General features: G+C 66.5%; 18 protein-coding genes. 10 read left to right on the top strand and 8 right to left on the bottom strand.

Annotation, left to right across the window (positions count from 1 at the left end):
* Positions 1-104: 104 nt before the first annotated feature.
* The 3 genes from H9L16_RS01905 to H9L16_RS01895 all read right to left on the bottom strand — a co-directional run bounded on the left by H9L16_RS01905 (position 105) and on the right by H9L16_RS01895 (position 3,565).
* Positions 105-1,049 (bottom strand): ribokinase, encoded by a 945-nt coding sequence (locus H9L16_RS01905; protein ID WP_187552932.1) that lies wholly within the window; start codon positions 1,047-1,049, stop codon positions 105-107.
* 4 nt (positions 1,050-1,053) lie between these two features.
* Positions 1,054-2,349 carry a NupC/NupG family nucleoside CNT transporter gene (locus tag H9L16_RS01900; protein WP_187552931.1) on the bottom strand — a complete coding sequence of 432 codons (1,296 nt, stop codon included), beginning with the start codon at positions 2,347-2,349 and terminating at the stop codon, positions 1,054-1,056.
* 79 nt (positions 2,350-2,428) lie between these two features.
* On the bottom strand, positions 2,429-3,565 hold the full coding sequence (locus H9L16_RS01895) for a GGDEF domain-containing protein (protein WP_187552930.1): 1,137 nt from the start codon (positions 3,563-3,565) through the stop codon (positions 2,429-2,431).
* Positions 3,566-3,665: 100 nt separating this feature from the next.
* On the opposite strand from H9L16_RS01895, the gene hemP reads away from it, so the two are divergent.
* Both hemP and H9L16_RS01885 read left to right on the top strand, forming a co-directional pair.
* Positions 3,666-3,872 (top strand): hemin uptake protein HemP, encoded by a 207-nt coding sequence (hemP, locus tag H9L16_RS16450; RefSeq protein WP_187554001.1) that lies wholly within the window; start codon positions 3,666-3,668, stop codon positions 3,870-3,872.
* Entirely contained in the window at positions 3,869-4,462 is a 594-nt protein-coding gene (locus H9L16_RS01885; RefSeq protein WP_229796510.1) for a ChuX/HutX family heme-like substrate-binding protein, read from the top strand. The genes hemP and H9L16_RS01885 overlap by 4 nt, the downstream gene beginning before the upstream one ends.
* Positions 4,463-4,572: 110 nt before the next feature.
* Here the strand turns inward: H9L16_RS01885 and H9L16_RS01880 are convergent, their stop codons facing one another.
* The 3 genes from H9L16_RS01880 to H9L16_RS01870 are packed head-to-tail and all read right to left on the bottom strand — an operon-like array spanning position 4,573 to position 7,443.
* Complete coding sequence (locus H9L16_RS01880; RefSeq protein ID WP_187552929.1) at positions 4,573-6,024, bottom strand: PDZ domain-containing protein; 1,452 nt, start codon at positions 6,022-6,024, stop codon at positions 4,573-4,575.
* Between the two features lie 35 nt (positions 6,025-6,059).
* Positions 6,060-6,842 carry a hypothetical protein gene (locus H9L16_RS01875; RefSeq protein ID WP_187552928.1) on the bottom strand — a complete coding sequence of 261 codons (783 nt, stop codon included), beginning with the start codon at positions 6,840-6,842 and terminating at the stop codon, positions 6,060-6,062.
* Complete coding sequence (locus tag H9L16_RS01870) at positions 6,835-7,443, bottom strand: RNA polymerase sigma factor (protein WP_229796509.1); 609 nt, start codon at positions 7,441-7,443, stop codon at positions 6,835-6,837. Before H9L16_RS01870 ends, H9L16_RS01875 begins: the two co-directional genes overlap by 8 nt.
* A gap of 106 nt (positions 7,444-7,549) precedes the next feature.
* On the opposite strand from H9L16_RS01870, the gene H9L16_RS01865 reads away from it, so the two are divergent.
* The 5 genes from H9L16_RS01865 (at position 7,550) to H9L16_RS16445 (ending at position 11,855) form a co-directional block, all read left to right on the top strand.
* Complete coding sequence (locus H9L16_RS01865; protein ID WP_187552926.1) at positions 7,550-8,500, top strand: SPFH domain-containing protein; 951 nt, start codon at positions 7,550-7,552, stop codon at positions 8,498-8,500.
* 3 nt (positions 8,501-8,503) lie between these two features.
* Positions 8,504-8,941, top strand: coding sequence for an NfeD family protein (locus H9L16_RS01860; RefSeq protein WP_187552925.1), 438 nt, complete (start codon positions 8,504-8,506; stop codon positions 8,939-8,941).
* A 74-nt stretch (positions 8,942-9,015) separates the two neighbouring features.
* A complete protein-coding gene (gcvT, locus tag H9L16_RS01855; RefSeq protein ID WP_187552924.1) occupies positions 9,016-10,131 on the top strand; it encodes a glycine cleavage system aminomethyltransferase GcvT in 1,116 nt (371 codons plus the stop codon).
* Positions 10,132-10,210: 79 nt separating this feature from the next.
* The gene (gene gcvH, locus H9L16_RS01850) at positions 10,211-10,606 is read left to right on the top strand and encodes a glycine cleavage system protein GcvH (RefSeq protein WP_187552923.1); all 396 of its coding nucleotides are present in this window, start codon (positions 10,211-10,213) and stop codon (positions 10,604-10,606) included.
* Between the two features lie 808 nt (positions 10,607-11,414).
* Positions 11,415-11,855: a hypothetical protein gene (locus H9L16_RS16445; protein WP_187552922.1), complete on the top strand. Its 441-nt coding sequence runs from the start codon at positions 11,415-11,417 to the stop codon at positions 11,853-11,855.
* A gap of 150 nt (positions 11,856-12,005) precedes the next feature.
* Here the strand turns inward: H9L16_RS16445 and H9L16_RS01840 are convergent, their stop codons facing one another.
* On the bottom strand, positions 12,006-13,367 hold the full coding sequence (locus H9L16_RS01840) for a serine hydrolase domain-containing protein (RefSeq protein WP_187552921.1): 1,362 nt from the start codon (positions 13,365-13,367) through the stop codon (positions 12,006-12,008).
* An 82-nt stretch (positions 13,368-13,449) separates the two neighbouring features.
* On the opposite strand from H9L16_RS01840, the gene H9L16_RS01835 reads away from it, so the two are divergent.
* The 3 genes from H9L16_RS01835 to H9L16_RS01825 are packed head-to-tail and all read left to right on the top strand — an operon-like array spanning position 13,450 to position 16,776.
* Positions 13,450-14,046, top strand: a complete 597-nt coding sequence (locus tag H9L16_RS01835) for a LemA family protein (RefSeq protein WP_187552920.1) — start codon at positions 13,450-13,452, stop codon at positions 14,044-14,046.
* A 55-nt stretch (positions 14,047-14,101) separates the two neighbouring features.
* Positions 14,102-15,988 carry a M48 family metallopeptidase gene (locus tag H9L16_RS01830; protein ID WP_187552919.1) on the top strand — a complete coding sequence of 629 codons (1,887 nt, stop codon included), beginning with the start codon at positions 14,102-14,104 and terminating at the stop codon, positions 15,986-15,988.
* Between the two features lie 59 nt (positions 15,989-16,047).
* Positions 16,048-16,776 (top strand): DUF2306 domain-containing protein, encoded by a 729-nt coding sequence (locus H9L16_RS01825; RefSeq protein ID WP_187552918.1) that lies wholly within the window; start codon positions 16,048-16,050, stop codon positions 16,774-16,776.
* Positions 16,777-16,800: 24 nt separating this feature from the next.
* On the opposite strand, the gene H9L16_RS01820 is transcribed toward H9L16_RS01825, so the two are convergent.
* Positions 16,801-18,378 carry a GMC family oxidoreductase gene (locus H9L16_RS01820; RefSeq protein ID WP_187552917.1) on the bottom strand — a complete coding sequence of 526 codons (1,578 nt, stop codon included), beginning with the start codon at positions 18,376-18,378 and terminating at the stop codon, positions 16,801-16,803.
* Positions 18,379-18,424 lie beyond the last annotated feature (46 nt).

Here is an 18,424-nt window from a genome sequence, read left to right as displayed (position 1 = left end):
TCGACCAGCCCGGCCAGCCAGCTTGCATGCCGGCTGGCGTTCGCAGGCTCGCGGCTTCGCCGCTCGAATGCCCTGCTCCCCCGCAAGGGGAGCAGGGCAGTGAGTTATTCGACCGCCATCCGCGGCATCGCCAATGCTGCGCCGTACAGCTCGGTGGAGCGCGAGGCATAGCGGCCGGCGAAGCGCACGTGTTCGGCGAAACAGCGTTCCGGCTTCAACGCCAGCGACGCCGCGAGCGCGCCGTTGAAGGCATCGCCGGCACCGGTGGTATCGACCACACGCGCGGCTTCTGCGGGTACCCGATAACAGGCGCTCGCGTCGCCGCGCAGGTTCGCTTCCGCGTGCGAGACGAAGCAGCCGCTGGAGCCCAATGTGACGACCACGGTGCCGCGGGTGAGGTCGCGGCACAGCGCATGCAGGCGTTGCTGGTCGATGCCGGAGATCGTATCGGCCTCGATGCGGGCGCCGACGTGGCGTCCGAGCAGGGCGGCGAATTCGGTTTCGTTGGGGACGAGGATGTCGGCCCGTTCCAGCATCGCGTGGTCGATCGCCACGTTCGCCGGTGCCGGATTGAGCAGGGTGGTCGCACCCGCCGCTCGGCCGGCGTCGAGCGCCCGTGCAATCGCATCAAGTGGCGACTCCAGCTGGGCAATCACCACGTCGCCCGGCTTCAAGCCCGCCAGCGCCTCGTCCACGAAGACGGGTTGCAACGCCGCGTTGGCACCGGCGCCGATCACGATGCTGTTGCGGCCCTGCGCATCGACATAGATGCCGGCGGTGCCGGTCGGCGCGGCCACGACGACATCGCGCAGGTCGATCTCATCTGCCGTGCACAGCGCGCGCGCGAGCTGCGCCCCGAGGTCATCGCCAAGTGCGCACACGAAGCATGTCGAGGCACCGCCGCGCCTTGCGGCGATCGCCTGGTTGAACCCCTTGCCACCAGGGCCGGTGGTGTAGTCACCGCTGAGGGTGGCGCCCGCCTGCGGCAACGCAGGCACCCGCCAGACATGGTCGACATTGAAGGAACCGACGACGACGACGTGGCTCATGGCATCACCCGAAAAAGCTCAGCACGCCGGCAATGGTTGCGGTCATGAAGGTGGCGATGGAGCCGCCCAGCACCGCGCGCAGGCCGAAGCGCGCCAGGTCGCTGCGACGTTCCGGGGCCAGGCCGCCGATGCCGCCGATCTGGATCGCGATCGAGCTGAAGTTGGCGAAGCCGCACAGCGCGTAGGTGGCGATCAGCTTGCCCTGGTCGGTCAGGGTCACGCCTTCGACCTTGCCGTTGACGATGTCGGCCAGTTGCAGATACGCCACGAACTCGTTGATGACGACCTTCTGGCCGATCAGCGAGCCCACCGTGTTGGCGTCCTGCCACGGCACGCCGATCACCCAGGCCAGCGGTGCCAGCACCCAGCCGAAGATCGCGGCGAGATCGGTCGGCTTGCCGAGCATGGCCTGCAGGCCGGTGACTTCACCGATCCAGGTCAGCGGCGCGTTGATCATCGCGATCAGGGCGATGAAGGCCAGCAGCATCGCGCCGATGTTCAGCGCCAGCTTCAGGCCGTCGGCGGCACCGCCGGCGGCGGCGTCGATGATGTTGCTGGCGGTCTTCTCGACTTCCATCTTGACCGTGCCGCGGGTCAGCGGCTCGCCGGTCTCGGGGATCAGCAGCTTCGCCACCACCAGCGTCGCCGGCGCGGCCATGATGCTCGCCGCCAGCAGGTGCTTGGCGTAATAGGCCTGCTGCTCGGGATCGCCGCCGCCGAGCATGCCCACGTACGCGGCCAGCACGCCGCCGGCGATATGCGCCATGCCGCCGATCATCATCGTGATCAATTCGGATTCGGTCATCCGCGGGATGTACGGGCGCACCGTCAGCGGCGCCTCGGTCTGGCCGATGAACACGCTGGCGCAGACGCTGGTGGTTTCCGCGCCGGACACGCGCATCACCTTGGTGATCGCCAGCGCCATGATCCGCACGATGAACTGCATCACCCCGAGGTGGTAGAGCACGCCCATCAGCGCGGCGAAGAAAATGATCGTGGGCAACACCTGGAACGCGAAGATGAAGCCGTAGGTCTCCACGTTCATCAGGTTGCCGAAGATGAAGGTGGAGCCCGCCGTCACGAAGCTCAGGATCTTCACGAAGCCGTGGCCCAGCCAGTCGAATACTTCGCGGCCGCCGGGCACCAGCAGCACCAGCGCCGCGAAGGCGATCTGCAGACTCAGGCCGGTCAGCACCAGCCGCCAGTCCACCGCACGCCGGTTGTTGGAGAACAGCCAGGCAATCCCGATCAGCACCGCCAGTCCGAACAGGCCGAAGCCGATCCTTGCCAAACCTTCCATATGACCCTTCCCCGACCGTGCGGACCCGCACGCGATCCCGCAGGGTAGTCATGCCCGCCGGTGCCGGCAAGCGGCGCGCTCAGAGGTCGCGGGCGAGCACGCGGTTGCGGCCTTCCAGCTTGGCCTGGCGCAGGCGCACGTCGGCGCGGCGCAGCAATTGCGACAGGTCGGCACCGTCCTGCGGCCAGCTGGCGATGCCGGCGCTGAAGGTGACCCGCAGCGGGTCGGCACCGGGATCGGACAGGAAGGGCTGCGACGCGGTGGTCCTGCGCATGCTGTCAAGGCGCTCCCAGGCGCGGCCGATCGGCAGCGGCATCAGCAGCGCGAATTCCTCGCCACCGAGCCGCGAGAGGAAGTCGCCTTCCTCCAGTTGCTGCTGCAACACGTCCACGGCATGGCGAAGCGCACGGTCGCCTGCCTGATGGCCGATCTCGTCATTGATGCGCCTGAAATGATCGAGGTTGAGCAGGCAGATCGACAGCGAGCCGCCCTGGCCGCGGGTGGTTTCGAGCATGCCCGGGAAGCGGTGGGCCAGCCATGTGCGATTGGGCAGTCCGGTCAGGCCATCGGTGCCGGACAGGTCGACCAGCCGTTGCATGCGATAGACGATGGTGGTGGTGATGCCGGTGACCATGGCCAGCAGCACCAGACGCTGGATCTGGGTGCCAGGGGTGGCGGTGCCGTAGTCGAGCGACATCAACTGGTCCGGGCTGCCCACCAGCGCGAAGATGGACAGCGACAGCAGCGCATATTCCAGTAGCGCCAACAATCCGGTGTAAAGCGTGAGGCGGCCGTCGTTGCGCAGCGCGGTCATGCAGATCGCGATCAGGTAGAACGCCCACACCACCAGGCTGTTGAGGCCGATGACCGGCGAACTCCAGGCCAGCAGTCCCAGCACCAGGGTGGTCATGCTGACGTCGTAGGTGGCGGTGATCCATGGCAACCAGCGATAACGCCCACGTTGCCTTGCCAACGCCAGCCAGACCAGCGACATGACGATCGCGAACACCGCGCCGAACAGGCCGATCAGCGATTCCTCGAGCTTGCCGCCACCCAGCACGTTGATCAGCGGCAGCGGCAACAGCAGCAGCGACAGCACCGCGCGCATCTGCGACACCAGCAATTCACCGCCGGCGCCGAGTTCCAGCATCAGCGCGTCCGGTCGCTCGAGCAGGCGTGGCCAGAAGTCGCGCCAGCCGGAATTTGCTATTGGCACCTGATCCTCCTTTCGATTTCACAGCATAGGGGGCAGGGGATCGCTTGACTCGATAATGAGAATCATTATCATCAAGACGATCACCACCGGAGCGCCGCCGATGTCCGCGATCCTCGAGTCACGTCCCCGCCTCACCCGCCACCTCGTCCTCAACACCCCATGCTCGCCACGCATAACGCCGGTGATGACGCCCACGGTCGAAAGCCGAAGCCTGCTCAAGGGCTGCAACGAAGTCCTGATCCACCACGGCAACGAGGTCTACCGGCTGCGCCACACCCGCAACGACAAGCTGATCCTGACCAAGTGAGGTCGCTGCCGCATCCGCACGAACTGGCCGCACTGGGCGCGGTGCTGTGCCTGTATCGCGCGCATGCCGGCAGCGAGCTGGATGGCTGGTCGCAGGCATTGCGGGTGAGCAGTGCTCGCGAACTCGACAGCGATGGCCTGTGCGAGAGCCTGCAGTTCTTCGATCGCGATGGTGATTGCTGCTGGCGTTTGTACCTGCTGCCGGACACCGACTTCCTGGCTTGGGAGCGCCTGCTTGCAGGGTTGCCCGCGCAGGCTCGGCCGGAGCCGGGACTCGGCATCCGCGAACGCCTGTGGCGACGGGTCGCCCGGCACTTGGGTGGCCCGGTGTGGCGGGCGAACGTGCTGCGCTTCCACGCACCGCCCGCAGGCCCGGGTTTCGCGGAGCAGTCGTTGCTGGCCGCCAGCCTGCCGCGGCTGTCGGCCTGCGGCGCGGACGTGGCTCGACGCATCGTCCAGCGCGAAGGCGTGGCCTGCGGCGGCCTGATCGACGAATGCTGCTGCCGGCAGGCGGCGAACCGCACCACGCTGGCGCAGGGACAAGACGACGCCGCGCGAGCAGTCGGCTCCAACACGAGGACATGGGCATGATCCTGATGGCGGATCGCATTCGTTAGCGTGCTGCGCTGCCGCCGTTGCAGCAGAGTTGCAGACGACACCAACAAGAAGCCCCGCACTGCGGGGCTTCTTCGTTCAATCGATCAGCGCCCCGCTGGCGACGGTGGTGCCGGCGGAGCAGGTGGCGCGGGCGGCGCGGGCGGTGGTGGCGGGTCGTAGGTTTCGATTTCGGTGGTCTTGCCGTCGGCATCGACCATCACGATCTTGCGCACCTGTCGCTGCGACGCATCCTTCGGCAAGGCCTGCACCCAGGCGGGTGCGGTGTCGCCGGCGTCGCCCTCCCATTCCATCCGCTTGCCGTCCTTGTCGACCATCACGTAGCGGCGCTTCTCGACGCGCGGCCCGTCCTTCGGGAGTGCGTGCGGAGCCAAGCCATCGCCACCCTCGAAGGTCTGCACCTTGCCGTCGCTGCCGACGATGACCATCTTGCGATGCTCGATCGCGCCGGGCTTGCCGGGTACGCGCGGCGCGGCGGCAACGCGCGGCAGCATGAAGGTCATGGCCTTCGGCACGTTGACCTGTGCAGTGGCGACGTTGCGGTCGCGCAGGTAGCTGATGGCGACCTTGCCGCCGGCCGGCTGCGCGCGCAGCGCATCCATCGCCTCACGCGGACTGCCGACGTCCTTGCCGCCGATGCTGCGGATCACGTCGCCGGCCTGCAGACCCTCCAGCTCCTTGCCGGTGCTGAGCACCAGCACGCCGGTGCTGGCGCCGAAATAGCGGCCCAACCCGGCATCCACCGAGGCCAGGTTCAGGCCGTTCCAGCGGAACGCCTCGGCGAGCACCGGCAGCTTGCAGTCGTCGCCCTTGCAGTCGCTGCCCAGGCGGATCACCTCGGTGCGCACGTCCGGCGCAACCATCACCCACTCGGTGCGTTCGCGCGCCGCGAGCGCGCGGGCCCGTGCTTCGACGGCATGTGCACGGGCTTCGCCTGCCTGCACATGGATGCGGTCGGCGGCGATTTCGCGAACAGCGCCATCGTCGCCGACGAGGACCTTGACGTCGCCATCGAATGACGCGCCTCCCGGCCCTTGCATGACCATCACCCGGTCATCGACCTTCGGCGTGAGCGACAACGTTGCGGGCTTGCCGTTGCGCTCGTAACTCAACAGTACCGGTGTGTCCGCCTCGATCGCGGCCAGCAGTTCGCGTGCTTGCGCCACGCGTGCTGCACCATCGCCGGCATCCAGCCGCCGGCTGTAGACGCTGGTGATGCGGTCTCCACTCTGGAGCCCGGCACCGGCGGCGGCACTGCCCGGAGTGACCGCTGCGATGCGCACGCCGGCCTGTTCGTCCGCGGCCAGGACCACACCGATTACCGGCTTGCGCAACACGCGCTTCTCGATACGGATCGGCGCGTCGGCATCGCCGTATTTGCGGGCGAGTTCGGCGTAGCGCTGCGCGGCCTGGTCGAGCTGCGCGCGGGCGGCGTCGAGTTCCTTCTGTTGCGCGGGCGTGGGTGCGGTCTGGGCGATGGCCAGTCCGGCCACTGCCAGGCCGATCGCGAGCGCCAGGGTTTTGGATGCAAATGTCATGCGGACCTCGTGTGTGGATCGGGTGGAAGACGCGGTCAGTCGATGCTGACCAGTGAGGCGTTGAAGTGTTCGCCGCGTGCGGACAGCAGGCGGTTGGTGGTCTCGATGCCGACCAGCTGCTGCAATGCGTCCACCCGTTGCTGCCACAGGCGGTCGCGATCGGCGGTGTCCAGGTCGGGCTGGGCCAGCGCGTCGTCGATGCCGGCGATGTGGTTGTCGAGGTCGCTGCTCAGCGCCACGCTGGTCGCGCTGGCCACGCGGTCGTCGCGCACCATCGCCAGCAATTGTTCGAGTTGCGCGGATTCGGCGTGCAGCGATTCGATGGGCTGCGTGGCCGCATCCGCGATTGCGAGGCGTGTCGTTCCGGCCGGTTCCGCGGCGGTGCGCATCGGACGATGCGCGGGGGCGATGCGCGGTGGGCGATCGGGCTTGCTGCGATTGGCAGCGGGCGTCGTGGCTGGGCGCGCACTGACCATGAGGGCCGTGTTTTCGTCATCCCGGCCTGCGCCGGGATGACGAACAATCACGTCTTCGGTTGCCGGTTGATCTGCTGCCGGCGCAAGCGGGTCGATGGTGGCCTGCTGCGACATCCGCAGCGGAACCACCATCACCATCACCAGCGCCAACGCAGCGGCGGTTGCCAGCCACAGCGGCCAATGCCTGCGCGTACGTCGCGTCGCGGTTTTCGGAAGACGCGACTGCAGACGCCGCCAGCCATCGGCCGGGGGCACTTCGGCGGGCAGTGCGGCGAACGCATCGCCCCAATTCGCGGGCGACGCCGGTGCGCTGCGCGTTTCGTAGTCGCCGGCATCAGGCATGCGCCTGCTCCTTCTCATAGGTGCGTGCATCGCCTGCGGGTTCGGGAACCTGCAGCAGGCTGCGCAAGCGGCGGGTGCCGCGCGCGAGTTGCGATTTGGAGAAGCTCGCGCTGCGTTGCATTGCGGTGGCGATTTCTTCATGGGTATAGCCTTCGCCGTGGTACAGCCACAGCACGCTGCGGGTCGCATGCGGCAACTGCTCCAGGACGCGTTGCAGCAGCGCGGCATCGGCTGCGGCGGGTGGTGGCGATGCGAGGTCCTCGGCGAACTCGTCGGTGTCCACCCCATCCAGTTCCGCTGCGAGTCGACGCCCGCGACGCAGCTGCATCAGTGCCTCGTTGACCGCGACCTGTCGCAACCATCCCCAGAACGGCGTGCCGCCATCGCCACGGAAGCCGTCGATGGAGGACCATACTTTCAACATCGTCTCCTGCAGCACCTCGTCGGCCTCGCTGCGGTCGCCGCAGATCCGCAGCGCCAGTGTGAATACCGGCCGCTCGAACCAGCGGTACACCTGCTCGAACGCATCCCGTTCGCCGTGTCGCACGCGGGCGAGCAGGGCGGTAGGGACGTCGATCGCGAAGCTGGAGTGTCCGGCCATTCCCTGATCTGGATGCACGAGCGAGGAAAACGGTCGCAGTGGCATCGCAATATCGCCCGCCACGGGCCGGGCCTATACTCCGACTCACTTCCGGGGAGGAAATTCCATGGGCACGATTCTCGCGCTGATCCTGCTGTTCGCCGGCGTCATCATCCTGTTCAAGACCGTGCGGATGGTGCCGCAAGGGTACGAATGGACGGTGGAGCGCTTCGGCAAGTACACCCACACCATGACCCCGGGCCTGCATTTCCTGGTGCCGGTGGTCTACGGCGTCGGCCGCAAGATCAACATGATGGAACAGGTGATGGACGTGCCGAGCCAGGACGTCATCACCAAGGACAACGCGGTGGTGAAAGTCGACGGCGTGGTCTATTTCCAGGTGCTGGATGCCGCCAAGGCCGCGTACGAAGTCGCCACTCTGGAGATCGCCATCCTCAACCTGGTGATGACCAATATCCGCACCTCGATCGGCTCGATGGACCTGGACGAATCGCTGTCCAAGCGCGACGAGATCAATGCCAAGGTGCTGGTCGCGGTCGACCAGGCCACCCATCCGTGGGGATTGAAGGTCAACCGCATCGAACTGAAGGACATCCAGCCGCCGCGCGACCTGGTCGACTCGATGGCCCGGCAGATGAAGGCCGAGCGCGAGAAGCGCGCCAACATCCTGGAAGCCGAGGGCTTCCGCCAGGCCGCGATCCTCAAGGCCGAGGGCGAGAAGCAGTCGGTGATCCTCGAAGCCGAGGGCGAGAAGGAAGCCGCATTCCGCCAGGCCGAAGCGCGCGAGCGCCTGGCCGAGGCCGAGGCCAAGGCGACGCAGATGGTCTCGGACGCGATCGCTTCCGGCAACGTGCAGGCGATCAATTACTTCGTCGCGCAGAAATACATCGAGGCGTTCAAGGCGCTGGCCGAAGGCCCGAACCAGAAGTTCGTGCTGATGCCGATGGAGTCGGCGGGCGTGATCGGTTCGCTGGGCGGCATCGCCGAACTGGCGAAGGAAGCGCTGGATCGTCAACCCGGCGGCACGCTGATCGCCAGCAGCAAGCCGGTGGCCTGAGCCATGCGCTGGGACGTGTTCGCATGGGCGGCCTTCGCGCTGGTCCTGTTCGCCGCCGAGGCGGTATTGCCCGGTGCGTTCATGCTGTGGCTCGGCTTCGCCGCGGCGGCGGTGTTCGTCGCGGTGTGGTTGCTGCCGGTCGAGGTGCCGCTGCTCGCCCAGGTTGCCGCATTCGTGGCGCTCAGCTTCGTGTCGATCCGCATCTACCAGCGCTGGTTCCGTGGTCGCGAGCGCGACAGCGACCAGCCAGCGCTCAATCGCCGCACCGCTGCGCTGGTGGGGCGGATGGCGGTGCTGGACCGCGCCATCGTCGATGGCCGCGGTCGCGTGCAGATCGCCGATGCCTATTGGGATGTCGCCGGCCCGGACCTGCCGGCGGGCGCTCGCGTGCGGATCATCGGTGGCGATGCGATGACCCTGCAGGTCGAAGCGGCCGAATGAGTCGGCGGCATACCGGCGCGTAGGGCGCGAGAGGTCTGGGATAATGCCGCTTCCCACGTAGCCGGATCGCGCGCATGACCAACAAGACCGTCCTCAACGAAACCCACCGAGCGCTGGGCGCGAAGATGGTGGACTTCGGCGGCTGGGACATGCCGATCCACTACGGCTCGCAACTCGACGAGCATCATCTGGTGCGCCGCGACGCCGGCATGTTCGATGTGTCGCACATGACCGTGGTCGATCTGACCGGCGCGCGCGTGCGCGACTTTCTGCGCCATCTGGTCGCCAACTCGGTGGACAAGCTGCAGAAGCCGGGCAAGGCGCTTTACACGGCGATGCTCAACCCGCAGGGCGGGGTGATCGACGACCTCATCGTCTATTTCATGTCCGAGGACTGGTTCCGGCTGGTGGTCAACGCCGCCACCCGCGAGAAGGACGTGGCCTGGATCACCGCGCAAGCCGCGGCGTTCGACGTCGTCGTGCGCGAGCGTCCGGAGTTCGGCATGGTCGCGGTGCAGGGACCGACTGCGCGCGAACGCGTCATCGGCCTGCTGCGCGAGGAAGACCGCGTGCCGGTGTCGAAGTTGCTGCGCTTCTCCGCGCGGCAGGCGAAGACCGTCGATGGTGTCGAGGTGTTCGTGGCGCGCACCGGCTACACCGGCGAGGACGGGTTCGAGGTGATCGTGCCGGAATCGCAGACCGTCGCTTTCTGGAATGCGCTGCTGGATGCGGGCGTGAAGCCGGCCGGTCTGGGTGCGCGCGACACCTTGCGGCTCGAAGCCGGCATGAATCTGTACGGCCAGGACATGGACGATACGGTCTCGCCGTTCGAGGCTGCGCTCGCCTGGACGGTCGTGTTGGATGCGAATTCCGATGGACAGCCACGCGACTTCATCGGCCGCGCTGCGCTGGAAGCGCAGCAGGCGACTGGCGCGTCGCGGCAGATGATCGGCCTGGTCATGGACGAGAAGGGCGTGCTGCGCCACGGCCAGAAAGTGCTGACCGCGAATGGCGACGGCGAGATCCTGTCCGGCACGTTCTCGCCGAGCATCGGCAAGGCCATCGCCTTCGCCCGCATTCCTGCCGGCGAGCCTGGCGACGTGCGCGTCGACATACGCGGCCGCGAGGTGCCGGTGCGCGTGGTCAAGTTCCCGTTCGTCAGGGACGGCAAGGTCCAGGACGGCATCTGATCCGGCAGAGGTGAACTTTCGCCTCCGCCTTCGCTAGACTTTCCCCACCCAATCCCCGCACGTTCCACTGGAGCCAGCAATGAGCGAGATCCCCGGCGACCTCAAGTTCCTCAAGTCCCACGAGTGGGCCCGCGTCGAAGGCGATGGCAAGGTCACCATCGGCATCTCCGACCACGCCCAGGGCTTGCTCGGCGACCTCGTCTACGTGGAACTGCCGAATGTCGGCGACCAGGTGACCGTGGGCACTGCATGCGCGGTGGTGGAATCGGTGAAGGCGGCGTCGGACGTGTACGCGCCGCTCAGCGGCAAGGTGGTCGACGTCAACGCGGCACTCGCCGACAAGCCGGAGACGATCAACGAGGACGCTTACGGCGACGGTTGGTTGTTCGTGATGGAGATCGACGATGCCGACCAGCTCAACGACCTGATCGAGCCGGACGACTACGCCGAGTTGCTGGAAGACGAAGACCACTGATCCGAACTGCCAGTCGGCGACCAGGAACCCGCGATGGCGACGTCGCGGGTTCTTCGTTTCTGGTGTTCGCGAAGTGCGCGCAGGCGGCATCGACGCATGGGACGCGCGGAAAATCCTGCGCAGTTTTCGCGCAAACGTACTTGTGCGGCGCGAAATCGCGGCAAGCGGTTCGCCATCGCGCGCGTGCGACATGCGCTGCGAGTCGAGCTTCTGCAATGCGTCGAACGCATGCATGCATGCATGTTTCGATGTTGCGTTTTTCGCAAGCGATACTGCTGCAACCCGCGTCATTGCTTGCGTGCAGCGCATCGATGCATCGGCTGCAATCGCAACGACGATGCGTCGATGCGCTGCATCGAATGCGCATGGAAGCGTGTCGTTGCGAACGACATGCAGGTACGCGCGGAAAAAGATTGCGACAGGTTGTTGACAGTTGAAAAAACCGTGATTAGGTTTCGCCCAGCAGACGTTCCCTGCAGAAGCGAGTGAGTGAGCACAACGCGAAAGACGGCAGCACGGCACGCGACTCCGCCAGCAACATCAAACGGTGGACGCAGCCGGACTGTCCTTCGCGGAAATGCACAACACCAGTCGCCGGATGCGTGCCCATGATCGAAACCTGCAGCGTGCATCGCCGCGGGTTTTTTAATGGGCGGGGAACATCCAACGTCGGCAGCGCGCATGGCGCGCGCCGGCACGGCATCCGTTCCGGTGCGCCATGCGCGTCGGCGGTCGATCGCGGGTCCGATACCCGTGGTGTTTTTGCAACTGGGCTTTACCGATTTACCCATTGACGAGGAGCCATACCATGGCCGTTAAGAAAGCTGCAAAGAAGGCTGCGAAGAAGCCGGCCGCCAAGAAGGCGGCGAAGAAAGTCGCCAAGAAACCGGCGGCGAAGAAAGCAGTAAAGAAGGCAGTGAAGAAGGCTGCCGCCAAGAAGCCGGCCGCCAAGAAGGCGGCGAAGAAGGTCGCGAAGAAGCCGGCAGCCAAGAAGGCTGCGAAGAAGGTCGCGAAGAAGGTCGCGAAGAAGCCGGCCGCCAAGAAGGCGGCGAAGAAGGTCGCGAAGAAGCCCGCCGCCAAGAAGGCTGCGAAGAAAGTCGCGAAGAAGCCCGCCGCCAAGAAGGCTGCGAAGAAGGTCGCGAAGAAGCCGGCTGCCAAGAAGCCTGCTGCGAAGAAGGCTGCGAAGAAGCCCGCCAAGAAGGCCAAGCCGGCTGCCGTACTTCCCGTGACCCCGGGTCCGGTGATCTGAAGTCAAGCGACCGGCCCGGGCATGCCCGGGTTGGCGTCTGCAACACCATGAAGACCCTTCCCGTTGCCCAGGCGGGAGGGGTTTCTTTTTGGCGGTCGTGGCGAGCGCGCTGCGGCCTGGAACTGCGAAAGCCTCAGCCAGTGCGAACGCTCAGAGTGGCGAGGCGGTGGCGGCCGACGAGTCGGCACCGGCCGGGGTCTTCACCGGCTGGGTCGCGTACAGGGTTTCGGAAGGCGCGGCGATGTCGATGTCGTCGTCCAGCCATTGGCCATCGGTGAGGCCGAGTGCAGTGTCCAGGATCGTCGGCAGCAATCCGCTGGGCAATGCGCTTTCGCTGTTCCACAGCAACACCACACCCAGGTTCTTGCCCGGCAGCAGCGCCATCGCACCACGATAGCCCTGCACCGCACCGCCGTGGAAGACGACCTGATGGCCCGAGTAGGTGTACGAACGCCAGCCCAGCGCATAGCCGGCCGAGCTCAAGCGGGTGCGTCGCCACGCGGCGCCGCGGATCTCGCTGGGAGTATCGACCAGCGGCGCATGCAGGGTGGCCAGCAAGGGCGCGGGCAGCACGTCGGGGCGGTGGCCGGTCTGCGCGAGCAACCATTGCGCCATGTCGCTGATGCTGGCATTGACGCCGGCTGCCGGCGCGACGCGGTAATAGGTGGGTTTGGGCGTCAGCGGCACCCAACCGCCGCCGCCGCGCACGTGCGGACGGGCCCAGCGCGCGCTGGCCTGGATGCCGTCCAGGCCGTAGCTGGCATCGTGCATGCCCAGCGGCTTGAAGATGCGGCGGGCCACGGTCTCGCCGAAGAACTGGCCGGTGGTGGCGAACACCACGTCGCCGATCAGGCTGAAGGCGACGTTCTGGTAGGCGTAGCACTCGCCCGGCGCGCATTTCATCGGTGCCGTGGCCAGCTTCATGGTCACGCTGTGATAGTCGGCGTTGGCCTCGATGTCGCGATCGAAGGCGTTGTGGGTCAGGCCGACGCGATGGCTGAGCACGTCGGCCACCGTGACCTGCTGTGCCGCGTTCGGCGCGGACAGACGGAACTCGGGCACGTAATCGGTGAGGTGGCTGTCCCAGCGCAGCACCCCATCGTTGACCAGCATGCCGGTCACGGTGCCGGCGAACGACTTGGACAGCGAGGCGAGGCGGAACACCGTATGCGCATCGACCGGTTGCGGATTGCGCGCATCGGTCACGCCGTAGCCGCGCGCGCTGAGGATCCGGCCGTCCTTGACGATCGCCATTGCCAAGCCGGGGATGCGGCCGTTGGCCACGAGCTGGTTGGCGGCGGCTTCGAAACGCTGCACATCGAAACCGTCGGCGAGTTGGGTGTCGCTATCGAGCGGAGTCGGCAGGCCGATGTTCGATGCCGCGGGTTCCGGCGCGCGACTGACCGTGCCCTTCCAGTGCATCGCGCTTTGTGCGGACGAACCCACCGCGAACGGCAGCAAGGCCGTGACCAAGGCAAGGCGACACGCTTGCCGGATGCGCTGTTCTTTCATCGGCCATGCCCCCTGCGTATGCTGCAATGACGGGTCGATTCTAGCGCCTGTTTCCACAATTGCATGAACAAGGGGAACTTCGATGCTTGGCTTCTTGATTTTGCTCGCAATTCTGGTGGTTGTCGGGCTCTGGGGCGTGAGCATCTACAACGGCCTGGTGACCGCCCGCAACGCCTTCAAGAACGCCTTCGCGCAGATCGACGTGCAACTGCAACGGCGCTTCGACCTGATCCCGAACCTGGTCGAGATCGCCAAGACCTACATGAGCCACGAGCGCGAGACGCTCGAAGCGGTGATCGCCGCGCGTTCCGCCGCGCAATCGGGACTGGCTGCGGCCAAGGCCAATCCCGGCGATGCCGAGGCGATGGCGCAGCTGGCCGCCGCGCAGGGCCAGCTCAATGCCGGCCTCGGCCGGTTGATGATGGTGGCCGAGGCCTATCCGGACCTGAAGGCCAACCAAACCATGATGCAGCTCACCGAGGAGCTGACCAGCACCGAGAACAAGGTCGCCTTCGCCCGGCAAGCGTTCAACGATTCGGTGATGGCCTACAACAACAAGCGCGAAGTGTTCCCGTCGAGCATCTTCGCCGGCATGTTCAATTTCGCCGCCGCCAACCTGCTGGAGATCCCGGCGGACAAGCAGTTGGACGTGCGCGCCGCGCCGCAAGTGAAGTTCTGATCCTGGATGACCCGGGCCGCGGAGATGCGTGGCGGGTGAACGCGGAATCCGTCGCATGAATTTCTTCGAGCAACAGGCCGCTGCGCGACGGACGTCGGCGCGGCTGGTGATCCTCATGCTGCTGGCGGTGGGCGGCATCGTGCTGGCGGTTGATGGCGTGGTCTGGGTCGCCACCCAGTCGCCGCGGATGGTGCTGTTCGCCACGCTGTCGTCGATCGCGGTGATCGCGATCGGGTCGCTCTACCGCATCGCCAGCCTCGGCGGCGGTGGCGAGCCGGTGGCGCAGCAACTGGGCGGCACGCTGGTGCCTGAGAACACCACCGAACCGAGCCTGCGTCGCCTGCGCAACGTGGTCGAGGAAATCTCGATCGCCTCGGGCGTGCCGGTGCCGAAGATCTACGTGCTCGAACACGAAGCCGGCATCAATGCGTTCGCGGCGGGCTATTCGACATCGGACGCGGTGGTCGCGGTGACCCGCGGCGCGCTCGACCGGCTCAATCGCGACGAACTGCAGGGCGTGGTCGCTCACGAGTTCAGCCACATCCTCAACGGCGACATGCGTCTCAACATCCGCCTGGTCGGCGTGCTGTTCGGGATCCTGATGATCGGCCTGATCGGCCGCAAGATCCTGGAGCACGGACGCTTCGGCGGACGCGGCAAGAACGTCGGCGCGATTCTGGTTGCCGCGCTGGTGGCGATGATCATCGGCTACATCGGCCTGTTCTTCGGGCGGATGATCAAGGCCGGGGTCAGCCGCACCCGCGAGAAGCTGGCCGATGCCAGCGCGGTGCAGTTCACCCGGCAGACCCGCGGCCTGTCCGGCGCGCTCAAGAAGATCGGCGGCCTGCACGATGGTTCGCGGCTCAACCAGCGCAGCGATGCCGAGGAAGTCAGCCACATGCTGTTCGGTGACGGCATCGGGTTCAGTGGTCTGTTCGCCACCCATCCGCCGCTGCTGGAACGCATCCGTGCGCTGGAGCCGAAATTCGGCGGCGAAGAACTGGCCCGTCTGCAGGCGCAATGGATCGCGAGTCCGCCCGACGGCATGCAGGAAGACGTGGCGCTCGGTCTGGCCGGTGGCAGCGGTTCGCGCCTGCCCGGTGCGACCCAGGAACTCAGCGTGACCCCACCGATGGTGGCCGCGCAGGTCGCCGCACCCGCGGCTGATGATTACCGTCGCGCCGACAGCATCGTCATCGCGATCCCCGACGCCCTGCGCGATCTGGCCAGCGAGCGCGCATCGGTGATGCCGTTGCTGCTCGGCCTGCTGCTGGCCGACGACGAGGCGCTTGCCCAGCACCAGCACATGGAAATCGCCGCGCGTCTGGATGGCGAAATGGCCGATCATGCGCTGCGCATCCATCAGCAACTGATCGCGGATCTGCATCCGATGCTGCGTTTGCCGTTGGCGGCACTTGCGTTCCCGGTGCTGCGCCTGCGCCCGCGTCCGCAACTCGATGCCTTCATGGACACGGTGCATGCGGTGGTCCATGCCGATGGCCAGGTGTCGCTATTCGAATACTGTCTGGGACGCCTGCTCACCGTGCAGGTGCGCGAGTCGCTGGATCCGTCGCGCTATGCGCGCTTCGGCCGGCGCAAGCCGGGCAGTGTCCGCAACGAATTCGCCACGCTGCTCGCGGTCGTTGCGCAGGCCGGGCATGAGGATCGGGCTTCGGCGCAGCATGCCTACCTGGCTGGCCTGCAGCGCGTGCTGCCGCGCGATCACCTGCCGTATGCACCACCCGGTAATGGCGTGCTCGCGCTGGACGCCGTGTGGGAGCCGCTGGATGCGCTGGATCCATTGGCCAAGCAGGCGATGGTCGAGGCGGTGACCGCTGCGGTCAGCCACGACGGTCGCGTCAGCGTGGCCGAGGCGGAACTGCTGCGCACCATCTGCGGCGCGCTGCATTGCCCGTTGCCGCCGATGCTGGAACGGGGCTGACCACGAACATGACCGCTTGGCGATGCGATGTCCGTTGACTCGTGCATGCAAGGAGCATCATGAAGCGGCCTTACGCGAACATCGGATTCTTCTTCCTGCTGCTGCTTGCATTGGTCATCGCAGGCTTTACCCCGAGGATTCCGGAGACGCCGTTCTTCGGCTATTTCGGGCACGTCGCGAAGGGCGTGCCGGTGCCCGGTGTCATCCATGCGCATGCCATCGTGGCGCTGGCATGGTTCGTCCTGCTCTGCGTGCAGCCATTCCTGATACGTGCGAACCGGGTCGACCTGCATCGGTGGCTGGGCCGGGCCTCGGTGATCCTTGTAGTGCTGGTCGCATATACCGCCGTGCAGGTCATGAAGCGCTTCTACCTGCAGGGCATCACCCAGATGCCAAGGGACACCGTGTTGTCCCTGCTCTCGCAATCGTTTACCGGGCTGTCGCTGTTCCTGCTGTTCTACGCAATGGCGATCTGGCGACGCCGCAACCTGCATCAGCATGTCGCCTTCATGGTCGGTGCCTCGCTGGCGGCGGCGACACCGGGGCTGGCGCGCCTGGGATTGCATGTGATCGGCGGCCTGCCCGGAATCCTTGCAGTGGTCGCGGGTATCTATGGCACGCTTGTCGCAGGCATGCTGTTCGCGAAGTTCAGGTATTCGCGACCGGTGTCGCGCAGTCCTTACCTCGCGATCATCGGGCTGTTCCTTGCGGCCCATGCGATGGACTTCGTCGGCAGCCGATCGAGTGCATGGCGATGGTTTGCGGACAAGATGGTGTCGGTCTGGTGATATCGCCCTTTTCGGCGAAGCCTCTCAGCCGGCCTTGATCAAATCCGCCGCACGCTCCGCGATCATGATCGTCGGCGCGTTGGTGTTGCCGCCCGGCAGGCAGGGCATCACCGAGGCGTCCACCACGCGCAGGCCTTCGACGCCGCGCACGCGCAAGGTGGCATCGACGACCGAGGCATCGTCGTCGCCCATCCTGCAGGTGCCGACCGGGTGGTACACCGACTCCGCCTTGGCGCGGATGAAGTCGATCAGTTCGGCATCGGACAGGTCGGGACGCTTCGGGTGGATCGGCGCGCCGCGATAGGCATCGAACGCAGGCTGCGCGAAGATCTCGCGGCTGACCTTGGCGCATTCCAGCATCATTCGCAGGTCGAAGCCCTCGGCATCGCCCAGGTAGTTCGCCTCGATGCGCGGCTTGTCACTGGCGCGGTTGCTGGCCAGGGTCAGGCGGCCGCGGCTGCGCGGGCGCAGGAAGCAGGCGTGCAGGGTGTAGCCGTCGCCGGGCAGGCGGTTGCGGCCATGGTCGTCGAGCATCGCCGGGACGAAATGGAACTGGATGTCGCAGCGCTCGTCGGGCGCAAGCGGCGAGCGGAAGAAGCCGCCGGCCTCGGCCAGGTTGCTGCTGCCCGCGCCGCGATGGCCGCGCAGGAAATAGTCGAACGCCATCTTCGGTTCGTTGATGCGGTCGTAGGTGATCGGCTGCGTCGAATGCTGCAGCGTGCAGATGTCGAGGTGGTCCTGCAGGTTGCCGCCAACACCGGCGGCATCGTGCACCACGTCGATGCCGAACGTGCGCAACTCATCGGCGGGTCCGACACCGGACAGCATCAGCGTTTGCGGCGAATTGATCGCGCCGCCGCACAGCAGCACTTCGCGCGCCACGGGTTGGTGGAAGGCGTTGCCGCCCATCGCGTAGGTCACGCCGTTGGCGCGGCGGCCGTCGAAGGTGATGCGGCTGACCAATGCACCGGTGTGCACGGTGAGGTTGGGACGCGAGCGGATCGGTGCCAGATACGCCGCGGCGCTGGAACAGCGCGCGCCATCGCGTTGGGTGACCTGGTACAGGCCGACGCCTTCCTGCGTCGCGCCATTGAAGTCGCCATTGCGGGCGATGCCGGCCTGGCTGGCAGCCTCGATGAAGATATCCGACAGCGGGTTGTGGTGGCGCAGGTCGGACACGCCCAGCGGCCCATCGCCGCCGTGCAAGGCATCGCCACCACGGGTGTTGCCTTCGGCGCGCTTGAAGTAGGGCAGCACCGCATCCCAGTGCCAGCCCGACGCGACCTTCGCCCAGTCGTCGTAGTCGCCGGCGACGCCGCGGATGTAGCACATCGCGTTGATCGAACTGGAGCCGCCCAGCACCTTGCCGCGCGGCCACCACAGCACGCGGTTGTCGAGGTGCGGCTCGGGTGCGGTGTCGTAATCCCAGTTCACGCCCTTGCGGTTGACCAGCTTGGCCAGCCCGGCGGGCATGTGGATGAAGGGATGCCAGTCGCGCGGGCCGGCCTCGAGCAGCAATACCTTCGTGTTCGGGTCTTCGGAGAGGCGGTTGGCGAGCACGCAGCCGGCGGAGCCGGCACCGATGATGATGTAATCGAACATGCCGTTCAAAGAATGTGCCGCCCCACGACGAAGACCCGGCGACGCT

The sequence above is a fragment of the Thermomonas carbonis genome (genome assembly GCF_014396975.1).
Lineage (GTDB): Bacteria > Pseudomonadota > Gammaproteobacteria > Xanthomonadales > Xanthomonadaceae > Thermomonas > Thermomonas carbonis.
The sequence above is the reverse complement of the archived record's forward strand: the minus strand, read 5'-3'. Positions and strand labels throughout refer to the sequence as shown.

Bases quoted from the DNA above. Each gene is read 5' to 3' on its own strand.
- H9L16_RS01905 (WP_187552932.1), bottom strand. From the start codon at position 1,049: ATGAGCCACGTCGTCGTCGTCGGTTCCTTCAATGTCGACCATGTCTGG.
- H9L16_RS01900 (WP_187552931.1), bottom strand. From the start codon at position 2,349: ATGGAAGGTTTGGCAAGGATCGGCTTCGGCCTGTTCGGACTGGCGGTG.
- hemP (WP_187554001.1), top strand. From the start codon at position 3,666: ATGTCCGCGATCCTCGAGTCACGTCCCCGCCTCACCCGCCACCTCGTC.
- H9L16_RS01880 (WP_187552929.1), bottom strand. From the start codon at position 6,024: ATGACATTTGCATCCAAAACCCTGGCGCTCGCGATCGGCCTGGCAGTG.
- H9L16_RS01875 (WP_187552928.1), bottom strand. From the start codon at position 6,842: ATGCCTGATGCCGGCGACTACGAAACGCGCAGCGCACCGGCGTCGCCC.
- H9L16_RS01870 (WP_229796509.1), bottom strand. From the start codon at position 7,443: ATGGCCGGACACTCCAGCTTCGCGATCGACGTCCCTACCGCCCTGCTC.
- H9L16_RS01865 (WP_187552926.1), top strand. From the start codon at position 7,550: ATGGGCACGATTCTCGCGCTGATCCTGCTGTTCGCCGGCGTCATCATC.
- H9L16_RS01860 (WP_187552925.1), top strand. From the start codon at position 8,504: ATGCGCTGGGACGTGTTCGCATGGGCGGCCTTCGCGCTGGTCCTGTTC.
- gcvT (WP_187552924.1), top strand. From the start codon at position 9,016: ATGACCAACAAGACCGTCCTCAACGAAACCCACCGAGCGCTGGGCGCG.
- gcvH (WP_187552923.1), top strand. From the start codon at position 10,211: ATGAGCGAGATCCCCGGCGACCTCAAGTTCCTCAAGTCCCACGAGTGG.
- H9L16_RS16445 (WP_187552922.1), top strand. From the start codon at position 11,415: ATGGCCGTTAAGAAAGCTGCAAAGAAGGCTGCGAAGAAGCCGGCCGCC.
- H9L16_RS01840 (WP_187552921.1), bottom strand. From the start codon at position 13,367: ATGAAAGAACAGCGCATCCGGCAAGCGTGTCGCCTTGCCTTGGTCACG.
- H9L16_RS01835 (WP_187552920.1), top strand. From the start codon at position 13,450: ATGCTTGGCTTCTTGATTTTGCTCGCAATTCTGGTGGTTGTCGGGCTC.
- H9L16_RS01830 (WP_187552919.1), top strand. From the start codon at position 14,102: ATGAATTTCTTCGAGCAACAGGCCGCTGCGCGACGGACGTCGGCGCGG.
- H9L16_RS01825 (WP_187552918.1), top strand. From the start codon at position 16,048: ATGAAGCGGCCTTACGCGAACATCGGATTCTTCTTCCTGCTGCTGCTT.
- H9L16_RS01820 (WP_187552917.1), bottom strand. From the start codon at position 18,378: ATGTTCGATTACATCATCATCGGTGCCGGCTCCGCCGGCTGCGTGCTC.